17 protein-coding genes are annotated in these 14,790 nt (G+C 61.3%); 10 read left to right on the top strand and 7 right to left on the bottom strand.

What is annotated here, in order from left to right:
- Positions 1-219 precede the first annotated feature (219 nt).
- From CKW07_RS02230 to CKW07_RS02205, 6 genes are read left to right on the top strand one after another with little or no spacing between them, the layout of a single operon-like run.
- Positions 220-3,138 carry a monovalent cation/H+ antiporter subunit A gene (locus CKW07_RS02230; RefSeq protein ID WP_095143375.1) on the top strand — a complete coding sequence of 973 codons (2,919 nt, stop codon included), beginning with the start codon at positions 220-222 and terminating at the stop codon, positions 3,136-3,138.
- Positions 3,138-3,482 carry a Na+/H+ antiporter subunit C gene (locus CKW07_RS02225; protein WP_005789164.1) on the top strand — a complete coding sequence of 115 codons (345 nt, stop codon included), beginning with the start codon at positions 3,138-3,140 and terminating at the stop codon, positions 3,480-3,482. Before CKW07_RS02230 ends, CKW07_RS02225 begins: the two co-directional genes overlap by 1 nt.
- Positions 3,479-5,164 (top strand): monovalent cation/H+ antiporter subunit D, encoded by a 1,686-nt coding sequence (locus CKW07_RS02220; RefSeq protein ID WP_095143374.1) that lies wholly within the window; start codon positions 3,479-3,481, stop codon positions 5,162-5,164. Before CKW07_RS02225 ends, CKW07_RS02220 begins: the two co-directional genes overlap by 4 nt.
- Positions 5,161-5,649: a Na+/H+ antiporter subunit E gene (locus CKW07_RS02215; RefSeq protein WP_095143373.1), complete on the top strand. Its 489-nt coding sequence runs from the start codon at positions 5,161-5,163 to the stop codon at positions 5,647-5,649. The genes CKW07_RS02220 and CKW07_RS02215 overlap by 4 nt, the downstream gene beginning before the upstream one ends.
- A complete protein-coding gene (locus CKW07_RS02210; RefSeq protein WP_095083219.1) occupies positions 5,646-5,924 on the top strand; it encodes a K+/H+ antiporter subunit F in 279 nt (92 codons plus the stop codon). Before CKW07_RS02215 ends, CKW07_RS02210 begins: the two co-directional genes overlap by 4 nt.
- Positions 5,921-6,289 (top strand): Na+/H+ antiporter subunit G, encoded by a 369-nt coding sequence (locus CKW07_RS02205; protein WP_095143372.1) that lies wholly within the window; start codon positions 5,921-5,923, stop codon positions 6,287-6,289. Before CKW07_RS02210 ends, CKW07_RS02205 begins: the two co-directional genes overlap by 4 nt.
- A gap of 47 nt (positions 6,290-6,336) precedes the next feature.
- On the opposite strand, the gene CKW07_RS02200 is transcribed toward CKW07_RS02205, so the two are convergent.
- The 4 genes from CKW07_RS02200 to CKW07_RS02185 all read right to left on the bottom strand — a co-directional run bounded on the left by CKW07_RS02200 (position 6,337) and on the right by CKW07_RS02185 (position 8,718).
- A complete protein-coding gene (locus CKW07_RS02200; protein WP_095143371.1) occupies positions 6,337-6,768 on the bottom strand; it encodes a DUF3995 domain-containing protein in 432 nt (143 codons plus the stop codon).
- A 160-nt stretch (positions 6,769-6,928) separates the two neighbouring features.
- Positions 6,929-7,942: an ABC transporter substrate-binding protein gene (locus tag CKW07_RS02195; RefSeq protein WP_095143370.1), complete on the bottom strand. Its 1,014-nt coding sequence runs from the start codon at positions 7,940-7,942 to the stop codon at positions 6,929-6,931.
- Between the two features lie 123 nt (positions 7,943-8,065).
- A complete protein-coding gene (locus CKW07_RS02190; RefSeq protein ID WP_095143369.1) occupies positions 8,066-8,269 on the bottom strand; it encodes a hypothetical protein in 204 nt (67 codons plus the stop codon).
- On the bottom strand, positions 8,269-8,718 hold the full coding sequence (locus tag CKW07_RS02185) for a hypothetical protein (RefSeq protein ID WP_095143368.1): 450 nt from the start codon (positions 8,716-8,718) through the stop codon (positions 8,269-8,271). Before CKW07_RS02185 ends, CKW07_RS02190 begins: the two co-directional genes overlap by 1 nt.
- A gap of 497 nt (positions 8,719-9,215) precedes the next feature.
- Between CKW07_RS02185 and CKW07_RS02180 the strand changes: the two genes are divergently transcribed.
- Both CKW07_RS02180 and CKW07_RS02175 read left to right on the top strand, forming a co-directional pair.
- Positions 9,216-9,395 (top strand): hypothetical protein, encoded by a 180-nt coding sequence (locus CKW07_RS02180; RefSeq protein WP_256577012.1) that lies wholly within the window; start codon positions 9,216-9,218, stop codon positions 9,393-9,395.
- A gap of 159 nt (positions 9,396-9,554) precedes the next feature.
- Positions 9,555-9,785 carry a hypothetical protein gene (locus CKW07_RS02175; RefSeq protein ID WP_095143366.1) on the top strand — a complete coding sequence of 77 codons (231 nt, stop codon included), beginning with the start codon at positions 9,555-9,557 and terminating at the stop codon, positions 9,783-9,785.
- A gap of 37 nt (positions 9,786-9,822) precedes the next feature.
- Here the strand turns inward: CKW07_RS02175 and CKW07_RS02170 are convergent, their stop codons facing one another.
- A complete protein-coding gene (locus CKW07_RS02170) occupies positions 9,823-10,026 on the bottom strand; it encodes a hypothetical protein (RefSeq protein WP_095143365.1) in 204 nt (67 codons plus the stop codon).
- A 260-nt stretch (positions 10,027-10,286) separates the two neighbouring features.
- Complete coding sequence (locus CKW07_RS02165) at positions 10,287-10,691, bottom strand: TraR/DksA C4-type zinc finger protein (protein ID WP_095083233.1); 405 nt, start codon at positions 10,689-10,691, stop codon at positions 10,287-10,289.
- Between the two features lie 402 nt (positions 10,692-11,093).
- On the opposite strand from CKW07_RS02165, the gene CKW07_RS02160 reads away from it, so the two are divergent.
- Positions 11,094-11,705 (top strand): glutathione S-transferase, encoded by a 612-nt coding sequence (locus CKW07_RS02160; protein WP_095143364.1) that lies wholly within the window; start codon positions 11,094-11,096, stop codon positions 11,703-11,705.
- 322 nt (positions 11,706-12,027) lie between these two features.
- On the opposite strand, the gene CKW07_RS02155 is transcribed toward CKW07_RS02160, so the two are convergent.
- Entirely contained in the window at positions 12,028-13,101 is a 1,074-nt protein-coding gene (locus CKW07_RS02155) for a diguanylate cyclase (RefSeq protein WP_095143363.1), read from the bottom strand.
- A 223-nt stretch (positions 13,102-13,324) separates the two neighbouring features.
- Between CKW07_RS02155 and CKW07_RS02150 the strand changes: the two genes are divergently transcribed.
- A complete protein-coding gene (locus CKW07_RS02150) occupies positions 13,325-14,779 on the top strand; it encodes an NAD(P)/FAD-dependent oxidoreductase (RefSeq protein ID WP_095143362.1) in 1,455 nt (484 codons plus the stop codon).
- Positions 14,780-14,790 lie beyond the last annotated feature (11 nt).

Genomic DNA, 14,790 nt, shown 5'->3' with positions numbered 1-14,790 from the left:
GCAGGCACGCGATCACGACACAACAGATGCCCAGCGTGGGGAGAACCGGGCGGCGCGGCGCTTGCTCGCGATAGCGTCCGACCGGTCGATCAAGCACTTCAAAACAATGTGAATCAGGCTTTTTCTGCCTACCTTGTAGGATCCTGCCACAGCTTGGCAGTTGGTGATCCGGGACGCGGCACGTATGATCCTTCACAAACTTCCGCAGATTAGAAGCCTATGTCCCTGATAGTTCTACTGCTTCTGCCATTTATTGGCAGCTGTCTGGCGGCATTGCTGCCACACAACGCACGTAATGCTGAATCGATTCTCTCCGGATTGATCGCCTTGGTCGGCACCCTCCAGGTGGCCTTGTTGTACCCGCAGATCGCCGACGGCGGTGTGATACGCGAAGAATACTTCTGGCTGCCCAGCCTGGGTTTGAACTTCGTCCTGCGCCTGGACGGTTTCGCCTGGCTGTTCTCCCTGCTGGTGCTGGGCATCGGTACCCTGGTATCGCTCTATGCGCGTTACTACATGTCGCCGGAAGACCCGGTGCCACGCTTTTTTGCCTTTTTCCTGGCATTCATGGGTGCCATGCTCGGGCTGGTGATCTCCGGCAACCTGATTCAAATGGTGTTTTTCTGGGAGCTGACCAGCCTCTTTTCGTTCCTGCTGATCGGCTACTGGCACCACCGCGCCGATGCCCGTCGGGGCGCCTACATGGCCCTGATGGTAACCGGTGCCGGCGGTTTGTGCCTGCTGGCGGGAGTCATGCTCCTCGGCCATGTCGTCGGCAGCTATGACCTGGACAAGGTCCTGGCCGCCGGCGATCTGATTCGTGCCCATGCGCTGTACCCCATCCTGCTTCCCCTGATCCTGATCGGCGCCTTGAGCAAAAGCGCCCAGTTCCCCTTCCACTTCTGGCTCCCCCACGCCATGGCCGCACCGACACCGGTCTCGGCCTATCTGCACTCGGCCACCATGGTCAAGGCCGGGGTGTTTCTCCTGGCTCGCCTGTGGCCATCCCTGTCCGGCAGCGAAGAATGGTTCTACATCGTCAGCGGGGCCGGGGCCTGTACGTTGCTGCTGGGCGCCTACTGCGCGATGTTCCAGAACGACCTCAAGGGCCTGCTGGCCTATTCGACCATCAGCCACCTGGGCCTGATCACCCTGCTACTGGGCCTGAACAGCCCGCTGGCAGCGGTCGCGGCGGTGTTCCACATCCTCAACCACGCGACCTTCAAGGCGTCGTTGTTCATGGCCGCCGGAATCATCGACCACGAAAGTGGCACCCGCGACATCCGCAAGCTCAATGGCCTGATCCGCCTGATCCCGTTCACCGCCACCCTGGCGATGGTAGCCAGTGCCTCGATGGCCGGCGTGCCGCTGCTCAACGGTTTCCTGTCCAAGGAGATGTTCTTCGCCGAAACCGTGTTCATCAATGCGACCGCCTGGATCGAGACCAGCCTGCCGATCATCGCCACCATCGCCGGCACCTTCAGCGTCGCCTACTCCCTGCGCTTCACCGTGGACGTGTTCTTCGGCCCGACGGCCACCGACCTGCCCCACACGCCTCACGAACCGCCGCGCTGGATGCGTGCGCCGGTCGAGTTGCTGGTCTTTACCTGCCTGGTGGTGGGGATCTTCCCGGCCCAGGTGGTCGGCCCGCTGCTTGCCGCCGCCGCCCTGCCGGTGGTCGGCGGGACGCTGCCCGAGTACAGCCTGGCGATCTGGCACGGCTTGAACGCGCCGATGATCATGAGCCTGATCGCCATGTCCTGCGGCATCGTGTTGTACCTGCTGCTGCGCAATCAATTCAAGCACGGGCGCTTCAAGTACCCGCCGCTGATTGGCCGGCTCAATGGCAAGCGCCTGTTCGAACGTAGCCTGGTGATCATGATGCGCCTGGCGCGCCGACTGGAGCGGCAGATCAGCACCAAGCGCCTGCAGACCCAGCTGTTCCTGCTGGTACTGGCAGCCGTGCTGGCCGGCCTGATTCCCATGCTGTACAGCGGCATCAGCTGGGGCGATCGGCCGAAAATCCCGGGCTCGATCGTCTTCGTCACCCTGTGGCTGCTGGCAATCGCCTGCGCCCTGGGCGCCGCCTGGCAAGCCAAGTATCACCGACTCGCCGCCCTGACCATGGTCAGCGTCTGCGGCCTGATGACCTGCGTCACCTTCGTCTGGTTCTCGGCGCCGGACCTGGCCTTGACCCAATTGGTGGTCGAGGTGGTGACCACGGTACTTATCCTGTTGGGTCTGCGCTGGTTGCCGCGCCGGATCGAAGACGTCTCGCCGCTGCCTGGTAGCGTGTCGAAGGCCCGGGTTCGTCGCCTGCGCGACCTGCTGCTGTCGATTGCGGTGGGCGTGGGCATGGCCCTGCTTTCCTATGCCATGCTGACCCGCCAGACGCCCAACGACATCTCCTCGTTCTACCTCAGCCGCGCCTTGCCCGAAGGCGGCGGCAGCAACGTGGTGAACGTGATGCTGGTGGACTTCAGGGGCTTTGACACCCTCGGCGAAATCACTGTACTGGCGGCGGTGGCACTGGCGGTCTTCGCCCTGCTGCGACGCTTCCGCCCACCCAAGGAAAGCATGCAACTGCCGGCGCAACAGCGCCTGCTGGCACCGGACGTGGTCACCGACCTGGTCAACCCGCGCCAGGCCAGCGATACCGCCCTGGGCTTCATGATGGTGCCGGCGGTGCTGGTACGCCTGTTGCTGCCGATTGCCCTGGTGGTGTCGTTCTACCTGTTCATGCGCGGGCACAACCTGCCCGGAGGCGGCTTCGTCGCGGGGCTGGTGATGTCGGTGGCGTTCATCCTGCAATACATGGTGGCCGGCACCCAGTGGGTCGAGGCGCAGATGAGCCTGCGACCGGTGCGCTGGATGGGCACCGGGCTACTGTTCGCCACCGTCACCGGCCTGGGGGCAATGGCGGCGGGCTATCCGTTCCTGACCACCCACACCTGGCATTTCTCGCTGCCGCTGCTGGGCGACATTCATATCGCCAGCGCGTTGTTCTTCGACATCGGCGTATACGCCGTCGTCGTCGGTTCGACCCTGCTGATCCTGACCGCCCTGGCGCACCAGTCGGTGCGGGGGCACAAGCCCGGCGCTCAAGCCAAACCTATTGCCAAGCCAGGAGCGGCCTGATGGAAGAAGTCATCGCAATTGCCATCGGCGTACTGGCGGCCTCCGGGGTCTGGCTGGTCCTGCGCCCTCGAACCTTCCAGGTGGTGATGGGCCTGTGCCTGCTGTCCTACGGGGTCAACCTGTTCATCTTCAGCATGGGCAGCCTGTTCATTGGCAAGGAGCCGATCATCAAGGACGGCGTGCCCCAGGACTTGTTGAACTACACCGACCCGCTGCCCCAGGCGCTGGTGCTCACGGCGATCGTCATCAGCTTCGCCATGACCGCGCTGTTCCTGGTGGTGTTGCTGGCGTCACGGGGCCTGACCGGCACCGACCATGTCGATGGCCGGGAGCCTAAAGAATGAACGGGATGCAACATCTGATCGCCGCGCCCATTCTGCTGCCGCTGCTGACCGCCGCGCTGATGCTGCTGCTGGGCGAAAAACATCGCCCGCTCAAGGCTCGGCTCAACCTGTTCTCCAGCCTGATCGGCCTGGGCATTTCGGTGATGCTGCTCCTGTGGACCCAGCAACAGGGCGAGCCCGGCTCCATCGGCGTGTACCTGCCGGCCAACTGGCAAGTGCCGTTCGGCATCGTGCTGGTGGTCGATCGCCTGTCGGCGCTGATGCTGGTCCTGACCGGGATCATCGGCGTCAGCGCCCTGCTGTTCGCCATGGCCCGCTGGGACGGTGCCGGCGCCAGCTTCCATGCGCTGTTCCAGATCCAGTTGATGGGCCTCTACGGGGCCTTCCTGACGGCCGACCTGTTCAACCTGTTCGTGTTCTTCGAAGTGCTGCTGGCCGCCTCCTATGGCTTGATGCTCCACGGTTCTGGCCGGGCGCGGGTGTCATCGGGGCTGCACTACATCTCGATCAACCTGCTGGCCTCGTCACTGTTCCTGATTGGAGCGGCATTGATCTACGGCGTCACCGGCACCCTGAACATGGCCGACCTGGCACAGAAGATCCCGCTGATCCCGGAAGCCGATCGCGGCTTGCTGCACGCCGGCGCGGGCATTCTGGCAGTGGCGTTCCTGGTCAAGGCCGGGATGTGGCCACTGAACTTCTGGCTGGTACCGGCCTATTCCGCGGCCAGCGCCCCGGTGGCGGCCATGTTCGCGATCATGACCAAGGTCGGCGTCTATACCCTGCTGCGCCTGTGGACGTTGCTGTTCTCGGGGCAGGCCGGCGCATCGGCGTATTTTGGCGGCGACTGGCTGGTGTACGGCGGCATGGCGACCATCGTCTGCGCCGCGCTGGCGATCCTTTCCGCGCAGCGCCTGGAACGCATGGCCAGCCTGAGCATCCTGGTGTCGGCGGGGATCCTGCTGTCAGCCATCGGCTTCGGCCAACCCAACCTGGTGGCGGCGGCGCTGTTCTATCTGGTCAGTTCCACACTGGCCCTGAGCGCCCTGTTCCTGCTGGCCGAACTGATCGAGCGCTCACGCACCGCTGTCGAAGTCCCGCTGGACGATGAAATCGAAGCCTTGCCGCGCCCACTGGAGTCCAGCCAGCCGACCAAGGGCATCAACCTCGACGACGACCAGCAAGCCGTGGTCGGCCAGGTGATTCCCTGGACCATGGCCTTCCTTGGCTTGAGCTTCATCGCTTGCGCCCTGCTGATCATCGGCATGCCGCCGCTCTCCGGGTTCATTGGCAAGCTCAGCCTGCTCAGCGCCCTGCTCAACCCGCTGGGTCTCGGCGCGTCTGCCGGACACCCGGTATCGACCGCGGCCTGGAGCCTGCTGGCCCTGCTGATTCTGTCCGGGCTGGCCTCGCTGATCGCCTTTGCGCGCCTGGGCATCCAGCGCTTCTGGACCCCGGAAGAACGCCCGTCACCGGTCCTGCGCCGGCTGGAATGCGTGCCGATCTTCGCCCTGCTGGCGTTGAGCATTGCGCTGACTTTCAAGGCCGAACCGCTGATGCGTTTCACCCAAGCGGCAGCCGACACGTTGAATGACCCGCAGCAATACGTGATGGCGGTCCTCGGCACCCGCGCTGTTCCAGGCCCCGCAACCTCTGCGACGCTCCAGGAGGTACAACCATGAAGCGCCTGTTTCCTGCCCCCTGGTTGTCGCTGGCACTGTGGCTGCTGTGGCTGGTGCTGAACCTGTCCGTCAGCCCCGGCAACCTGTTGCTCGGCGCGTTGCTGGGGTTCTGCGCGCCGCTGATGATGCGCAAGCTGCGTCCGCTGCCGATCCGTATCCGCCGCCCCGGGGCGATCCTGCGCCTGTTCCTGTTGGTGGGCCGTGACGTGCTGGCGTCCAACCTGGCCGTGGCCTGGGGCGTCCTGAACGCCGGCCGGCGGGCGCCGCGCTCGGCGTTCATCAAGGTACCGCTGGACTTGCGCGATGCCAACGGCCTGGCGGCGCTGTCGATGATCACCACAGTGGTGCCCGGCACGGTCTGGTCGGAACTGGCGCTGGATCGCAGCATTCTGCTGCTGCATGTGTTCGATCTGGATGACGAAGCGCACTTCATCCAGCACTTCAAGGCGACTTACGAGCGCCCCTTGATGGAGATTTTCGAATGAGTGCCCTGCTCTCGAACGCGATTGTCTTCAGCCTGTTCCTGTTCTCGCTGGCGATGGTGCTGACCCTGGTCCGCCTGTTCAAGGGTCCGTCGGCCCAGGACCGGGTACTGGCCCTGGACTACCTGTACGTCATTGCCATGCTGATGATGCTGGTGCTGGGTATCCGCTACGCCAGCGATACTTATTTCGAAGCAGCGCTGCTGATCGCGCTGTTCGGCTTCGTCGGCTCGTTTGCCCTGGCGAAATTCCTGCTGCGTGGCGAGGTGATCGAATGAACGGGATGGACCAACTGCCGCTGTGGGTCGAGATTCTGGTGGCCGTTCTGCTGCTGGCCAGCAGCCTGTGCACCTTGATCGGCGCCATCGGCCTGGTGCGGCTCAAGGATTACTTCCAGCGCATGCACCCACCGGCGCTGGCCTCGACACTGGGTGCCTGGTGCGTGGCGCTGGCGTCGATCCTGTACTTCTCGGTACTCACATCCCGCCCGGTGCTGCACGCCTGGCTGATTCCGGTGCTGCTGGCGATCACCATGCCGGTGACCACCCTGCTACTGGCCCGGGCGGCGTTGTTCCGCAAGCGGATGGCCGGGGATGATGTACCCGCCGAGGTCAGTAGCCGACGTAATGAAAGCGGAAGCTGAGGCGCTCTGGTCGAGGTCCGGGGCCTGAGTTCGGCGCGTTCGCCGATTCAGGCCCAGGCGACGGCCAACAGCCCTGCCCCCAGCACCACGCACAAGGGTGAGTAAGCCCAGGTGTCGAGGCGCGCAAACTTCGACTCGGCGTGCTCCTTGAAAAAACCCATCGACTCCGAATCGCCGATGGCCCGGGCGAACATCAGCAAGGCAATCGCGCTGATCAGCCACTGCAGCGACCAGTGCTCGATCGCCGGGACAAACAGGCCGACCCGCAGGCTCACCATCAAGGCAATCAGCAGTAGTCCGGCCGCCACCACCAGGGTGACCAGGGCGGAAGGCTTGAACGCTGGCCGTGGCCCCTGATCCCCTTGCACCAGCGGCACGACGGCATCGCTGGCCCATTGGCCGCCGAGCGCCCAATACACATGGATCAGGCTGATCAACACCAAGGCGGCGGCGATCCACTGGGCTAGCACAAACGTCATGATCGAGATTCCTGAATTCAGTGACAGAGAAACAGACTAGACCAGTGCTTTTGTCAGCGTATTGCGTTTTATCAATGCAAGGCAGGATCAACGGGCTGTACGCCCTATTCAGCGATAAACGGCCATCCCCACGCGCGGAAATGGCCGGCGACCGTCTTCGCTACAGGCCGGCGGCAACCTTGTCGGCCACGTCGCTGGGCAACCAGGCCTTCCAGACCTGCGGATGATCCTTCATGAAGGCTTCGGCGGCCTGGCGCGGCGTGCTGTGCTGCTCGCTCATCCGCGCCAGGGCCTGGTTCAACGGCTCGATGGGAAAGTCGACCTTGCTGAAGAACGCCACCAACTGGGGGTACTGCTTCTGGAATGGCGTGGAGACGCCGATCGACAGCTTCGAGGGCAACGAGCGCGTCGGTTGCGGATCGGGATGAGTGGCATCGGTCAGGGTTTTCCAGGCCTGCGCATCAAACGGCGGCTCCTCCAGTTGAACCAGCTTGAAGCGTCCAAGCAGCGGCGTTGGCGACCAGTAGTAAAACAGCACAGGTTTGCCGCGACGAATCGATGAGCTGATTTCCGCGTCCAGCGCAGCGCCTGAGCCGCTGCGGAAATTCACATAGCTGTCGGTCAGGCCGTAGGCCTTGAGCTTCTGCTGGTTGACCACTTCCGAAGTCCAGCCAATCGGGCTATTGAGAAAGCGCCCCTTGCCCGGGGTTTCCGGATCGCGGAAGACGTCCTTGTAACGGGGCAGGTCCGACACACTGCGCAGGTCCGGCGCCATGGGCTTGATGCCCCGGGCAGGATCGCCCTTGATCACGTACTCAGGCACCCACCAGCCTTCGGTGGCGCCCTTGACCGTGTCGCCCAGGCTCACCACCTTGCCTTCGGCCTCGGCCTTGACCCACACCGGACTGCGCCCGGCCCACTCCTCACCGATGACCTGAATGTCATTGTTGGCCAGCGCGGTTTCCAGGGTGATGGTGGTGCCCGGCAAGGTATCCGTCGGCAGGCCGTAGCCCTTCTCGACGATGATGCGCAAGATGTCGGTGATCAGGCTGCCGCTTTCCCAGTTCAGGTCAGCAAAGTGGATCGGCGTCTGGGCCGCCATTGCGGCAGGGGGTGATGCCAGCAAACCGACGGCTGTCAAAGCACCCGCCAGCAACAAGCGAAATCCTTTCATGCCTTGCACCTCGTACTGTTCAGCAATAGCAGGACGGAACGGTCATGCGCGCGCAAGCGGCAAACCTCGGGTCACTCGGTCCATAGACTGTAGTAGAGGTTCCTGCATTTGAAGGGACAAGGTTCAGTGTTCGCCAGCCTCCTGCAAGCGCTGCAACTCTCTGCGCACCATGCTGGCGTACTCCGCCGGGCGCATCTGGTAAATCTGCGAAGCCACCCAACTCAGCCAGGCGCCCTGCCGGACGACCTTCTGGGCAAACAAGTGCTGTGCCTCGGCACGCGCGCTGAACAGGTTCTGTTCATGAAAATCGGCGCGGGACAGGCTCATTACTCACTGGCCTTGAACGTCACGAGTTCGCCTTTACGCCATTTGGCCACCTTACCGGTCACCGCCTTCAGGGTTTTGGTCAGGCCTTCCTGCAGTTGCTCATGAGCGGCGAATACCGTCAGCACGTTGTGACCTTCCTTGAACACGATGGCGTGGCCTTCTGTCGTGGTCACGAACGCGTAATCACCCAGGCCGTAGACCGTCAGTTTGATCTCGCGAAACCGGATTTCAAACTTGCCGCCTTCACGACTGGGTAATACGGATGCGCGAAAATGATCGCCAACCTTGAGTTCAAGACGCGGCTTGTCGTCCACGACCATGACCGACCCGGTATCGATCTCGGCGACGTAAATACCTTCAGGCGTTTGTTCGGTGATGTAGACGAAAGGTGATTGAAACTGCTTAACCAGCTTTGCACGCAGGTCACCCAATACAAACAACGCATGCATATCGAGATTACTTACTGCCAAGGAAACTTCCCCACATCTGAAAATGACACTGCCCGAAAAAAGGACAGCAAAAAAATGGCCCTAGCGAAAATAGTGCAACAAGGGTCCTGGCTGAAGCCGTGAAGTCCGCAGAAAAGCGCTTCATTGCAAGGCAAGAGCAGACTACTGGATCGCCGCGCCCACCGTCTTGTCTGTCGGTCGTCAGAGGCTGAGGGAAAAATCCCTTCTAGCAACCAGAGGCTACTGGACTATCAACTTTAGGGAGAAAACCCTTTGAAAAAAGCATTTTTCCGACATATCACCCGAACAAAATTGCTTTAGATGAGCAACAACCTCCAACCAGTGGGGGCAATTCTAGAGCAGCGAAGCGCTGCTAGACTACCCAAAGCGACGTACAACCGCTTGCAAACCCGAGAAAAGGAATTCTTATGAGCACGCATTCCCCTTCATCCGCGAACGCCAAAAACCGCACTTATAACCTGCACGCCGTACACTCCATGACCTGCGCAGAAGAGAGCGCCCGGTTTGAACAGCACATACACCTTCGTTATCAAGTGGTTCTCGCAGGGAATAGTTTCTTCCATATCACAGAAACTGCAACTGGTCGTGTAAGAGGTTTCCGCATCAATCATAACGAAGCCTGCACCCTTGCGCGCAACCTCGAGGTCAGTCACTGAGACCCGAACCCTGCGTGACAGGCGCAGTCATTTCGTCACACCGATGACATAACTGCGCCGCCGCCCCGCAACAACTGCCATACTGCCCGACCATTGAAACCCAGCCCCTTCAGCGGACTGCGTTGCACACAACACAATAATGAACAAGGGAAGGCGCACGTGACGGAATTTGATATCGGCGAATTTTTTATCCGCGGCGAAGCCAGAGAAGTCGACGGAGAGTTCCAGGCGGTCATTGTGATGCGCGCCAAACCGCCACTGACCACTGTGACCTGCCACCAGGTCGAAAAAGACCGCTGGTTCAAAACCTCCAACGGCGCGGCAGTGGCGGCCATGGAGTCGGCCAAGGCACTGAAACTTGCCGTCGATCAAGGCGCATTGAAGGCCTGATCAACCCGCCGTGACATCAAGCACTGTGATCCAACCTTCAATGCACGCGATCGCTGCCCCTGGCCCCCAGCTGTGCCAGCCAGGCCGCCTGGCACTCCTGCGCATCGCTACGACTGGAAAATGCCGTGCCCCGTTGCTCACCATTGAGCAGGACTACCCAGCACACGCGCTGCCCCATCGCCCGTAATCCGGCAGGGACACCACTGCCGATCATTACCGCGACATCGACCTTGCATTGCATGAGAGCACCTCGACCACTTCATTAGCTGCCTAACAATGTAGGTAGATTAATGAATATCCGGAGCGGGAAATAGCCAAGTGCCTGCACTATTGACTTGCTCAAACGGTAACAATCACCGGTTGCTTTGAAGAATGCGCTGACCGTTCGAGCACACAAACGCAAAGATCGCAGCTTGCAACAACGTTAAGGGAGTGCCCCCATAAACGTTGTGCAGGCTGCGATCTTTCAAGGACGCCCGTGGTCCGGGCTGTCACACAGAATCAGGCCTGACGCTGGTGCTTGTCGATCTGCTCGTGACGCTCTTGAGCTTCGATGCAGTACTTGGTGGTCGGGCTGATCAGCAGGCGCTTGAGGCCAATAGGCTCGCCGCTGTCATCGCACCAGCCGAAGGTGTCGTCGCCGATGCGCTCCAGCGCGCGTTCCAGCTGAGGCAGCATGCGCTGATCACGATCAATGGCGTTCACCAGCCAGGTACGCTCTTCTTCGACCGACGCCGCATCAGCCGGGTCGGCCGGGGTGTCCAGGCTTTCAATGGCGATTCGGTTCTGTTCGATGCGCTCGTGGGTTTCCACTTTCATGGCTTGCAGCAGCTCAGTGAAATAAGCCTGTTGCTCGGCATTCATGTAGTCATCCGCCGGCATGGCCAGCAACTTTTCCTTTGTCATTGATTTCTCTATAAAAAATACGTGCATTAAGGCGAATCAGGGAGCGTTCCGGTCGACCTGCAAGGTCTCGGAAAGGCGCCATACATTCCAAGCGCCACCCGGCACTCAATTTACGAGGGGCGGCAGTCTAAGGCCGACTTGAAGCCTCAGCAACTGAAAAGACAGGGAATTTGTCTGACAACGCCCTTAAATTGCTCTCTGGCAAGCTTTGGGCCGTTATCGGAGTGCGTTTATAGCAAGAAATTCAATCCAGCGGCTGTATATAGAAGACAAACGGCTGATGGCCACCGCCGATGTCGTCCGGCAAGTCCATCCTGGCAGTATTCAAGATCATGGGTTTAGCGCTAGATTCAAGCAGCAGGACCCGCGCCTGTTCACCGCCCATCACTCAAGGAGTTGTACATGAAGCTGATCGGAATGCTCGACTCACCTTACGTAAGACGTGTTGCCATCAGCCTGCAAGCACTGGACATCCCGTTCGAGCATGCCTCGATTTCGGTATTCCGCGGCTTCGAGGCGTTCCAGCAGATCAACCCGGTGGTCAAGGCACCCACCCTGGTGCTGGATAACGGCGACGTGCTGATGGATTCGACCTTGATCATCGACTACCTGGAAGCCTTGAGCGGTCCGCAAAAAAGCCTGATGCCTGCCCGACTCGACCTGCGCCTGCGCTCGCTACGCGTGATCGGCCTGGCCCTGGCGGCGTGCGAGAAGTCGGTGCAGATCTATTACGAACGCAATCTGCGGCCCGCCGAGAAACAGCACGCGCCCTGGCTTGAACGGGTGAGCGGACAATTGCAGGCGGCGTATGCGGCGCTGGAGCAGGAACTGGATACACAACCGCTGAACATGGACGGCACCCTGGAGCAGGACGGCATCACCCTCGCCGTCGCCTGGAGCTTCACCCAGCTTGTGGTGCCGGACCAGATCGATGCGACGCAGTTTCCGAAGATCCGAGCATTCAGCGCCTACGCCGAACAACTGCCGGCATTCATCAACGCACCGATGACCTGAGGCGCCTTCCTGATCGCTATCACCCACAACATTCCCCCGTGGCGAGCGAGCTTGCTCGCGCTGGGTTGCGCAGCAAACCCAAAAAGGTCGCCGGTTTTTTCTGAAACACCCCAACCGCCTGGCCAGGGCCGCGTCGCGCTGGAACACCAGCCCGGCCCAACGGGAGCAAGCTCCCTCGCCATCGGGACATCGTTCATTCATCGGCGTCCCCGACGAGCGCATGGGGGAAGTGGCCATGCCACTGAACGCGGCGGGCAAGGTGACCAAGCAGGTGTTGCGCGAGTGGGCTATGCCGGGCTGACACCGGGCCACACCCCGAACCTCACACCAAGCCCAGCGCCACCCGCTGCACCAGCCCGTCGGCATGGCAGATCACCCGGTTGCGGCCGGTGGTCTTGGCGGCGTACAGCGCCAGGTCCGCATCGTTGAGCCATTGCGTGGCATCGGCGTGCGTCGGGTTGAACGCCGCCAGACCGATGCTCAGGCTGACTTCAAGGGCCGGGTTCTGCTCGTAGCCCAGCCCGGAAAAACGATCACGCAACGCGTCCATCGCCTGAACGGCATGTGCCAGGGGGACATCGGGCAGGATCACGCAGAACTCGTCACCGCCATAACGTCCGGCCACGTCACTGGCACGCAGGTTCTGCTTGAGGATCTTGCTCAGTTGCCGCAGGACGATATCGCCGGCCACATGGCCGTAGGTGTCATTGATGGCCTTGAAGTGGTCGATGTCGATCAGCGCGATGGCACCGCCGCGCTGCTGACGCTGGCACCGCTGGAATTCGACTTCCAGGGCATCTTTCCAGGCGCCGTGGTTCAGCAGCCCGGTGAGGCTGTCGGTGCGGCTCAGGGCCAACAGTTCGCGCTTGCTCTTGCCCAGGGCGAAGGTCTGTCGAAAGCAGATCCAGCCCAGCGCCAACGGGTACAAGGTCAGCAACGGCAAGCAGGCGTACATCTGCAACTGGCTGGTCTGGGGAATCACCACGGGAACAAACAGCAGCCAGCCAACCCCCATACCCAACACCTGGGCCCCGATGCCCGCCAGCAGAAAGCGCACGCCACCGATTGCCACATTGTTCATGGCCATCATCGACAGCGTCACCGCGCTGGGTAACGGATTGAAGTGCATGGCCACGACCCAGAAGCCACCGGTCAACGAGTCGATCAGCAAGTTGCGGTGTTCGGCGCGATAGGGCAATGGCGAACGACGCGCCCATTGGTACGCCAGGTGCGGCCATAGCACGCCATTGAACAGCATCAGCAACAACAACCACGCAGGCGGCTCCAGTGGCAGGACCGCCGGTGCCACGCACAACAGCCCCAACGCAAGGCCCAGGGTGCGTGATGTGTAGAGCCTCCTGGCCAATGAAAGTCCCTTTCCTCCAATTGGTTGCATAGGGGCCAAAGCTCCTCATTTGCGGCTGATCGCCACTGCAGACGGCAAAAAAATCCAGACGGGAATGCCTGGAGTCTAACAGGGAGACGGCAAATCGCCATCACCACCCAGCGGCCAGAAAAACAGCTCTGGAACGCCCGGTGTCGAAAAATTGACTATAAATGAGAGGGACTTCCGTCGACGTCTGAGCGTGCATCACACACCCCTACAAGAGAGGAGGCCCATGCAGACCTATCAAGTGCTGATCATCGGTAGCGGTTTCGGCGGCCAGTGTGCAGCCATCAACCTGCTCAAGGCGGACATCACGGATTTTCGCCTACTGGAACGTCGTGATTTTTTTGGCGGCACCTGGTGCCAGAATACCTACCCCGGTGCCGCCGTCGACGTGCCCTCCCCGCTGTACTCATTGTCGTTCGCTTCCTGGCGCTGGACGCAAATGTTCGCCGAACAGCCAGAGTTGCATCGTTACACCCAGTACGTTGTCGACCACTACCAGTTACGCGACAGGGTCGAACTGCAGGCCGATGTGGATCGGGTCCAATGGGACGAAACGGCCCGTCAGTGGCAGGTGCATACCCGGGAAAAAGGCACGTTCGGCGCACAGTTCCTGATCAACGCATCCGGGCCATTGAGCCAGCCGGTGATTCCGCCGTTCGAGGGTCTGCAGCGCTTTGCGGGCAAGAGCTTTCACAGCAATGCCTGGGATCATGCCTACGACTATCGCCACAAACGGGTCGCCATCGTCGGCAGCGGCGCCAGCGCGGCGCAGATCATTCCCACCCTCGCGCCGGACGTCGAACACTTGCACGTGTTCCAGCGCACGCCCCATTGGGTACTGCCCCGCGCCGACCGCAGCTTCGGTCGTTTCCAGCGCTGGCTGCTGGGCTTCAAGCCGGCCTACAAGATGCTGCGCTGGATGATTTACTGGCAATTCGAAACCCGGGTGATTGCCTTCAAGTACTCAAGGACCGCGCTGCGCCTGGTGCAGCAGCAGGCACTCAAGCACCTTAAGCGACAGGTGCCGGACGCCGGATTGCGACGCCAACTCACCCCGGACTACACCATCGGCTGCAAGCGGGTGATTCTGTCCAGCACCCTGTACCCGGCGTTGTGCCGCCCCAACGTGACCCTGCACGGGCGCGAACAAGGCATCGGCGCACTGGATGAACGCGGCATCCTTACCCAGGATGGACAGCACATCGACCTGGACCTGATCGTCTGGGCCACGGGCTACGATGCCACCGACGGGGTTATTTCCTACCCTGTGCTCGGCAGGAACGGCACGTTATTGAGTGCGTTCTGGGCCCAGTACCCGCGAGCCTACCTGGGCACCAGCCTGCCGGACTTCCCCAACCTGTTTATCGTCACCGGACCCAACACCGGCATTGGCCATACCTCGGCGCTGTTCATCATCGAATCGCAGATGAACTACATCCTCGACTGCATTCGTACCCTCAAGGATCAGGGGCTGCGCAGCATTGAAGTGCGCAAGGAAGCCGAAAACGCCTATACCCAAATGATTCACCGTGAAATGCAACGCACTGTGTGGCAGTCCGGTGGTTGCCACAGTTGGTATCAAAGCAAGAGCGGTCATGTGATCGCCATGTTTCCCGGCTTCAGCTTCAGCTATCACCAACTGACGCGACGACTGAAAACCGCGGACCACATTCTGTCCTGACCTGTTTTGGG

The organism is Pseudomonas sp. Irchel s3b6, assembly GCF_900187415.1.
GTDB lineage: Bacteria > Pseudomonadota > Gammaproteobacteria > Pseudomonadales > Pseudomonadaceae > Aquipseudomonas.
This window is presented reverse-complemented; position numbering and strand designations above follow the sequence as displayed.

Excerpts from the sequence above, each read along its gene's own strand:
- CKW07_RS02200 (WP_095143371.1), bottom strand. The coding sequence starts at position 6,768 with ATGACGTTTGTGCTAGCCCAGTGGATCGCCGCCGCCTTGGTGTTGATC.
- CKW07_RS02170 (WP_095143365.1), bottom strand. The coding sequence starts at position 10,026 with ATGCAATGCAAGGTCGATGTCGCGGTAATGATCGGCAGTGGTGTCCCT.
- CKW07_RS02225 (WP_005789164.1), top strand. The coding sequence starts at position 3,138 with ATGGAAGAAGTCATCGCAATTGCCATCGGCGTACTGGCGGCCTCCGGG.
- CKW07_RS02230 (WP_095143375.1), top strand. The coding sequence starts at position 220 with ATGTCCCTGATAGTTCTACTGCTTCTGCCATTTATTGGCAGCTGTCTG.
- CKW07_RS02220 (WP_095143374.1), top strand. The coding sequence starts at position 3,479 with ATGAACGGGATGCAACATCTGATCGCCGCGCCCATTCTGCTGCCGCTG.
- CKW07_RS02215 (WP_095143373.1), top strand. The coding sequence starts at position 5,161 with ATGAAGCGCCTGTTTCCTGCCCCCTGGTTGTCGCTGGCACTGTGGCTG.
- CKW07_RS02205 (WP_095143372.1), top strand. The coding sequence starts at position 5,921 with ATGAACGGGATGGACCAACTGCCGCTGTGGGTCGAGATTCTGGTGGCC.
- CKW07_RS02210 (WP_095083219.1), top strand. The coding sequence starts at position 5,646 with ATGAGTGCCCTGCTCTCGAACGCGATTGTCTTCAGCCTGTTCCTGTTC.
- CKW07_RS02195 (WP_095143370.1), bottom strand. The coding sequence starts at position 7,942 with ATGAAAGGATTTCGCTTGTTGCTGGCGGGTGCTTTGACAGCCGTCGGT.
- CKW07_RS02160 (WP_095143364.1), top strand. The coding sequence starts at position 11,094 with ATGAAGCTGATCGGAATGCTCGACTCACCTTACGTAAGACGTGTTGCC.
- CKW07_RS02165 (WP_095083233.1), bottom strand. The coding sequence starts at position 10,691 with ATGACAAAGGAAAAGTTGCTGGCCATGCCGGCGGATGACTACATGAAT.
- CKW07_RS02180 (WP_256577012.1), top strand. The coding sequence starts at position 9,216 with ATGACCTGCGCAGAAGAGAGCGCCCGGTTTGAACAGCACATACACCTT.
- CKW07_RS02155 (WP_095143363.1), bottom strand. The coding sequence starts at position 13,101 with ATGCAACCAATTGGAGGAAAGGGACTTTCATTGGCCAGGAGGCTCTAC.
- CKW07_RS02190 (WP_095143369.1), bottom strand. The coding sequence starts at position 8,269 with ATGAGCCTGTCCCGCGCCGATTTTCATGAACAGAACCTGTTCAGCGCG.
- CKW07_RS02185 (WP_095143368.1), bottom strand. The coding sequence starts at position 8,718 with ATGCATGCGTTGTTTGTATTGGGTGACCTGCGTGCAAAGCTGGTTAAG.
- CKW07_RS02150 (WP_095143362.1), top strand. The coding sequence starts at position 13,325 with ATGCAGACCTATCAAGTGCTGATCATCGGTAGCGGTTTCGGCGGCCAG.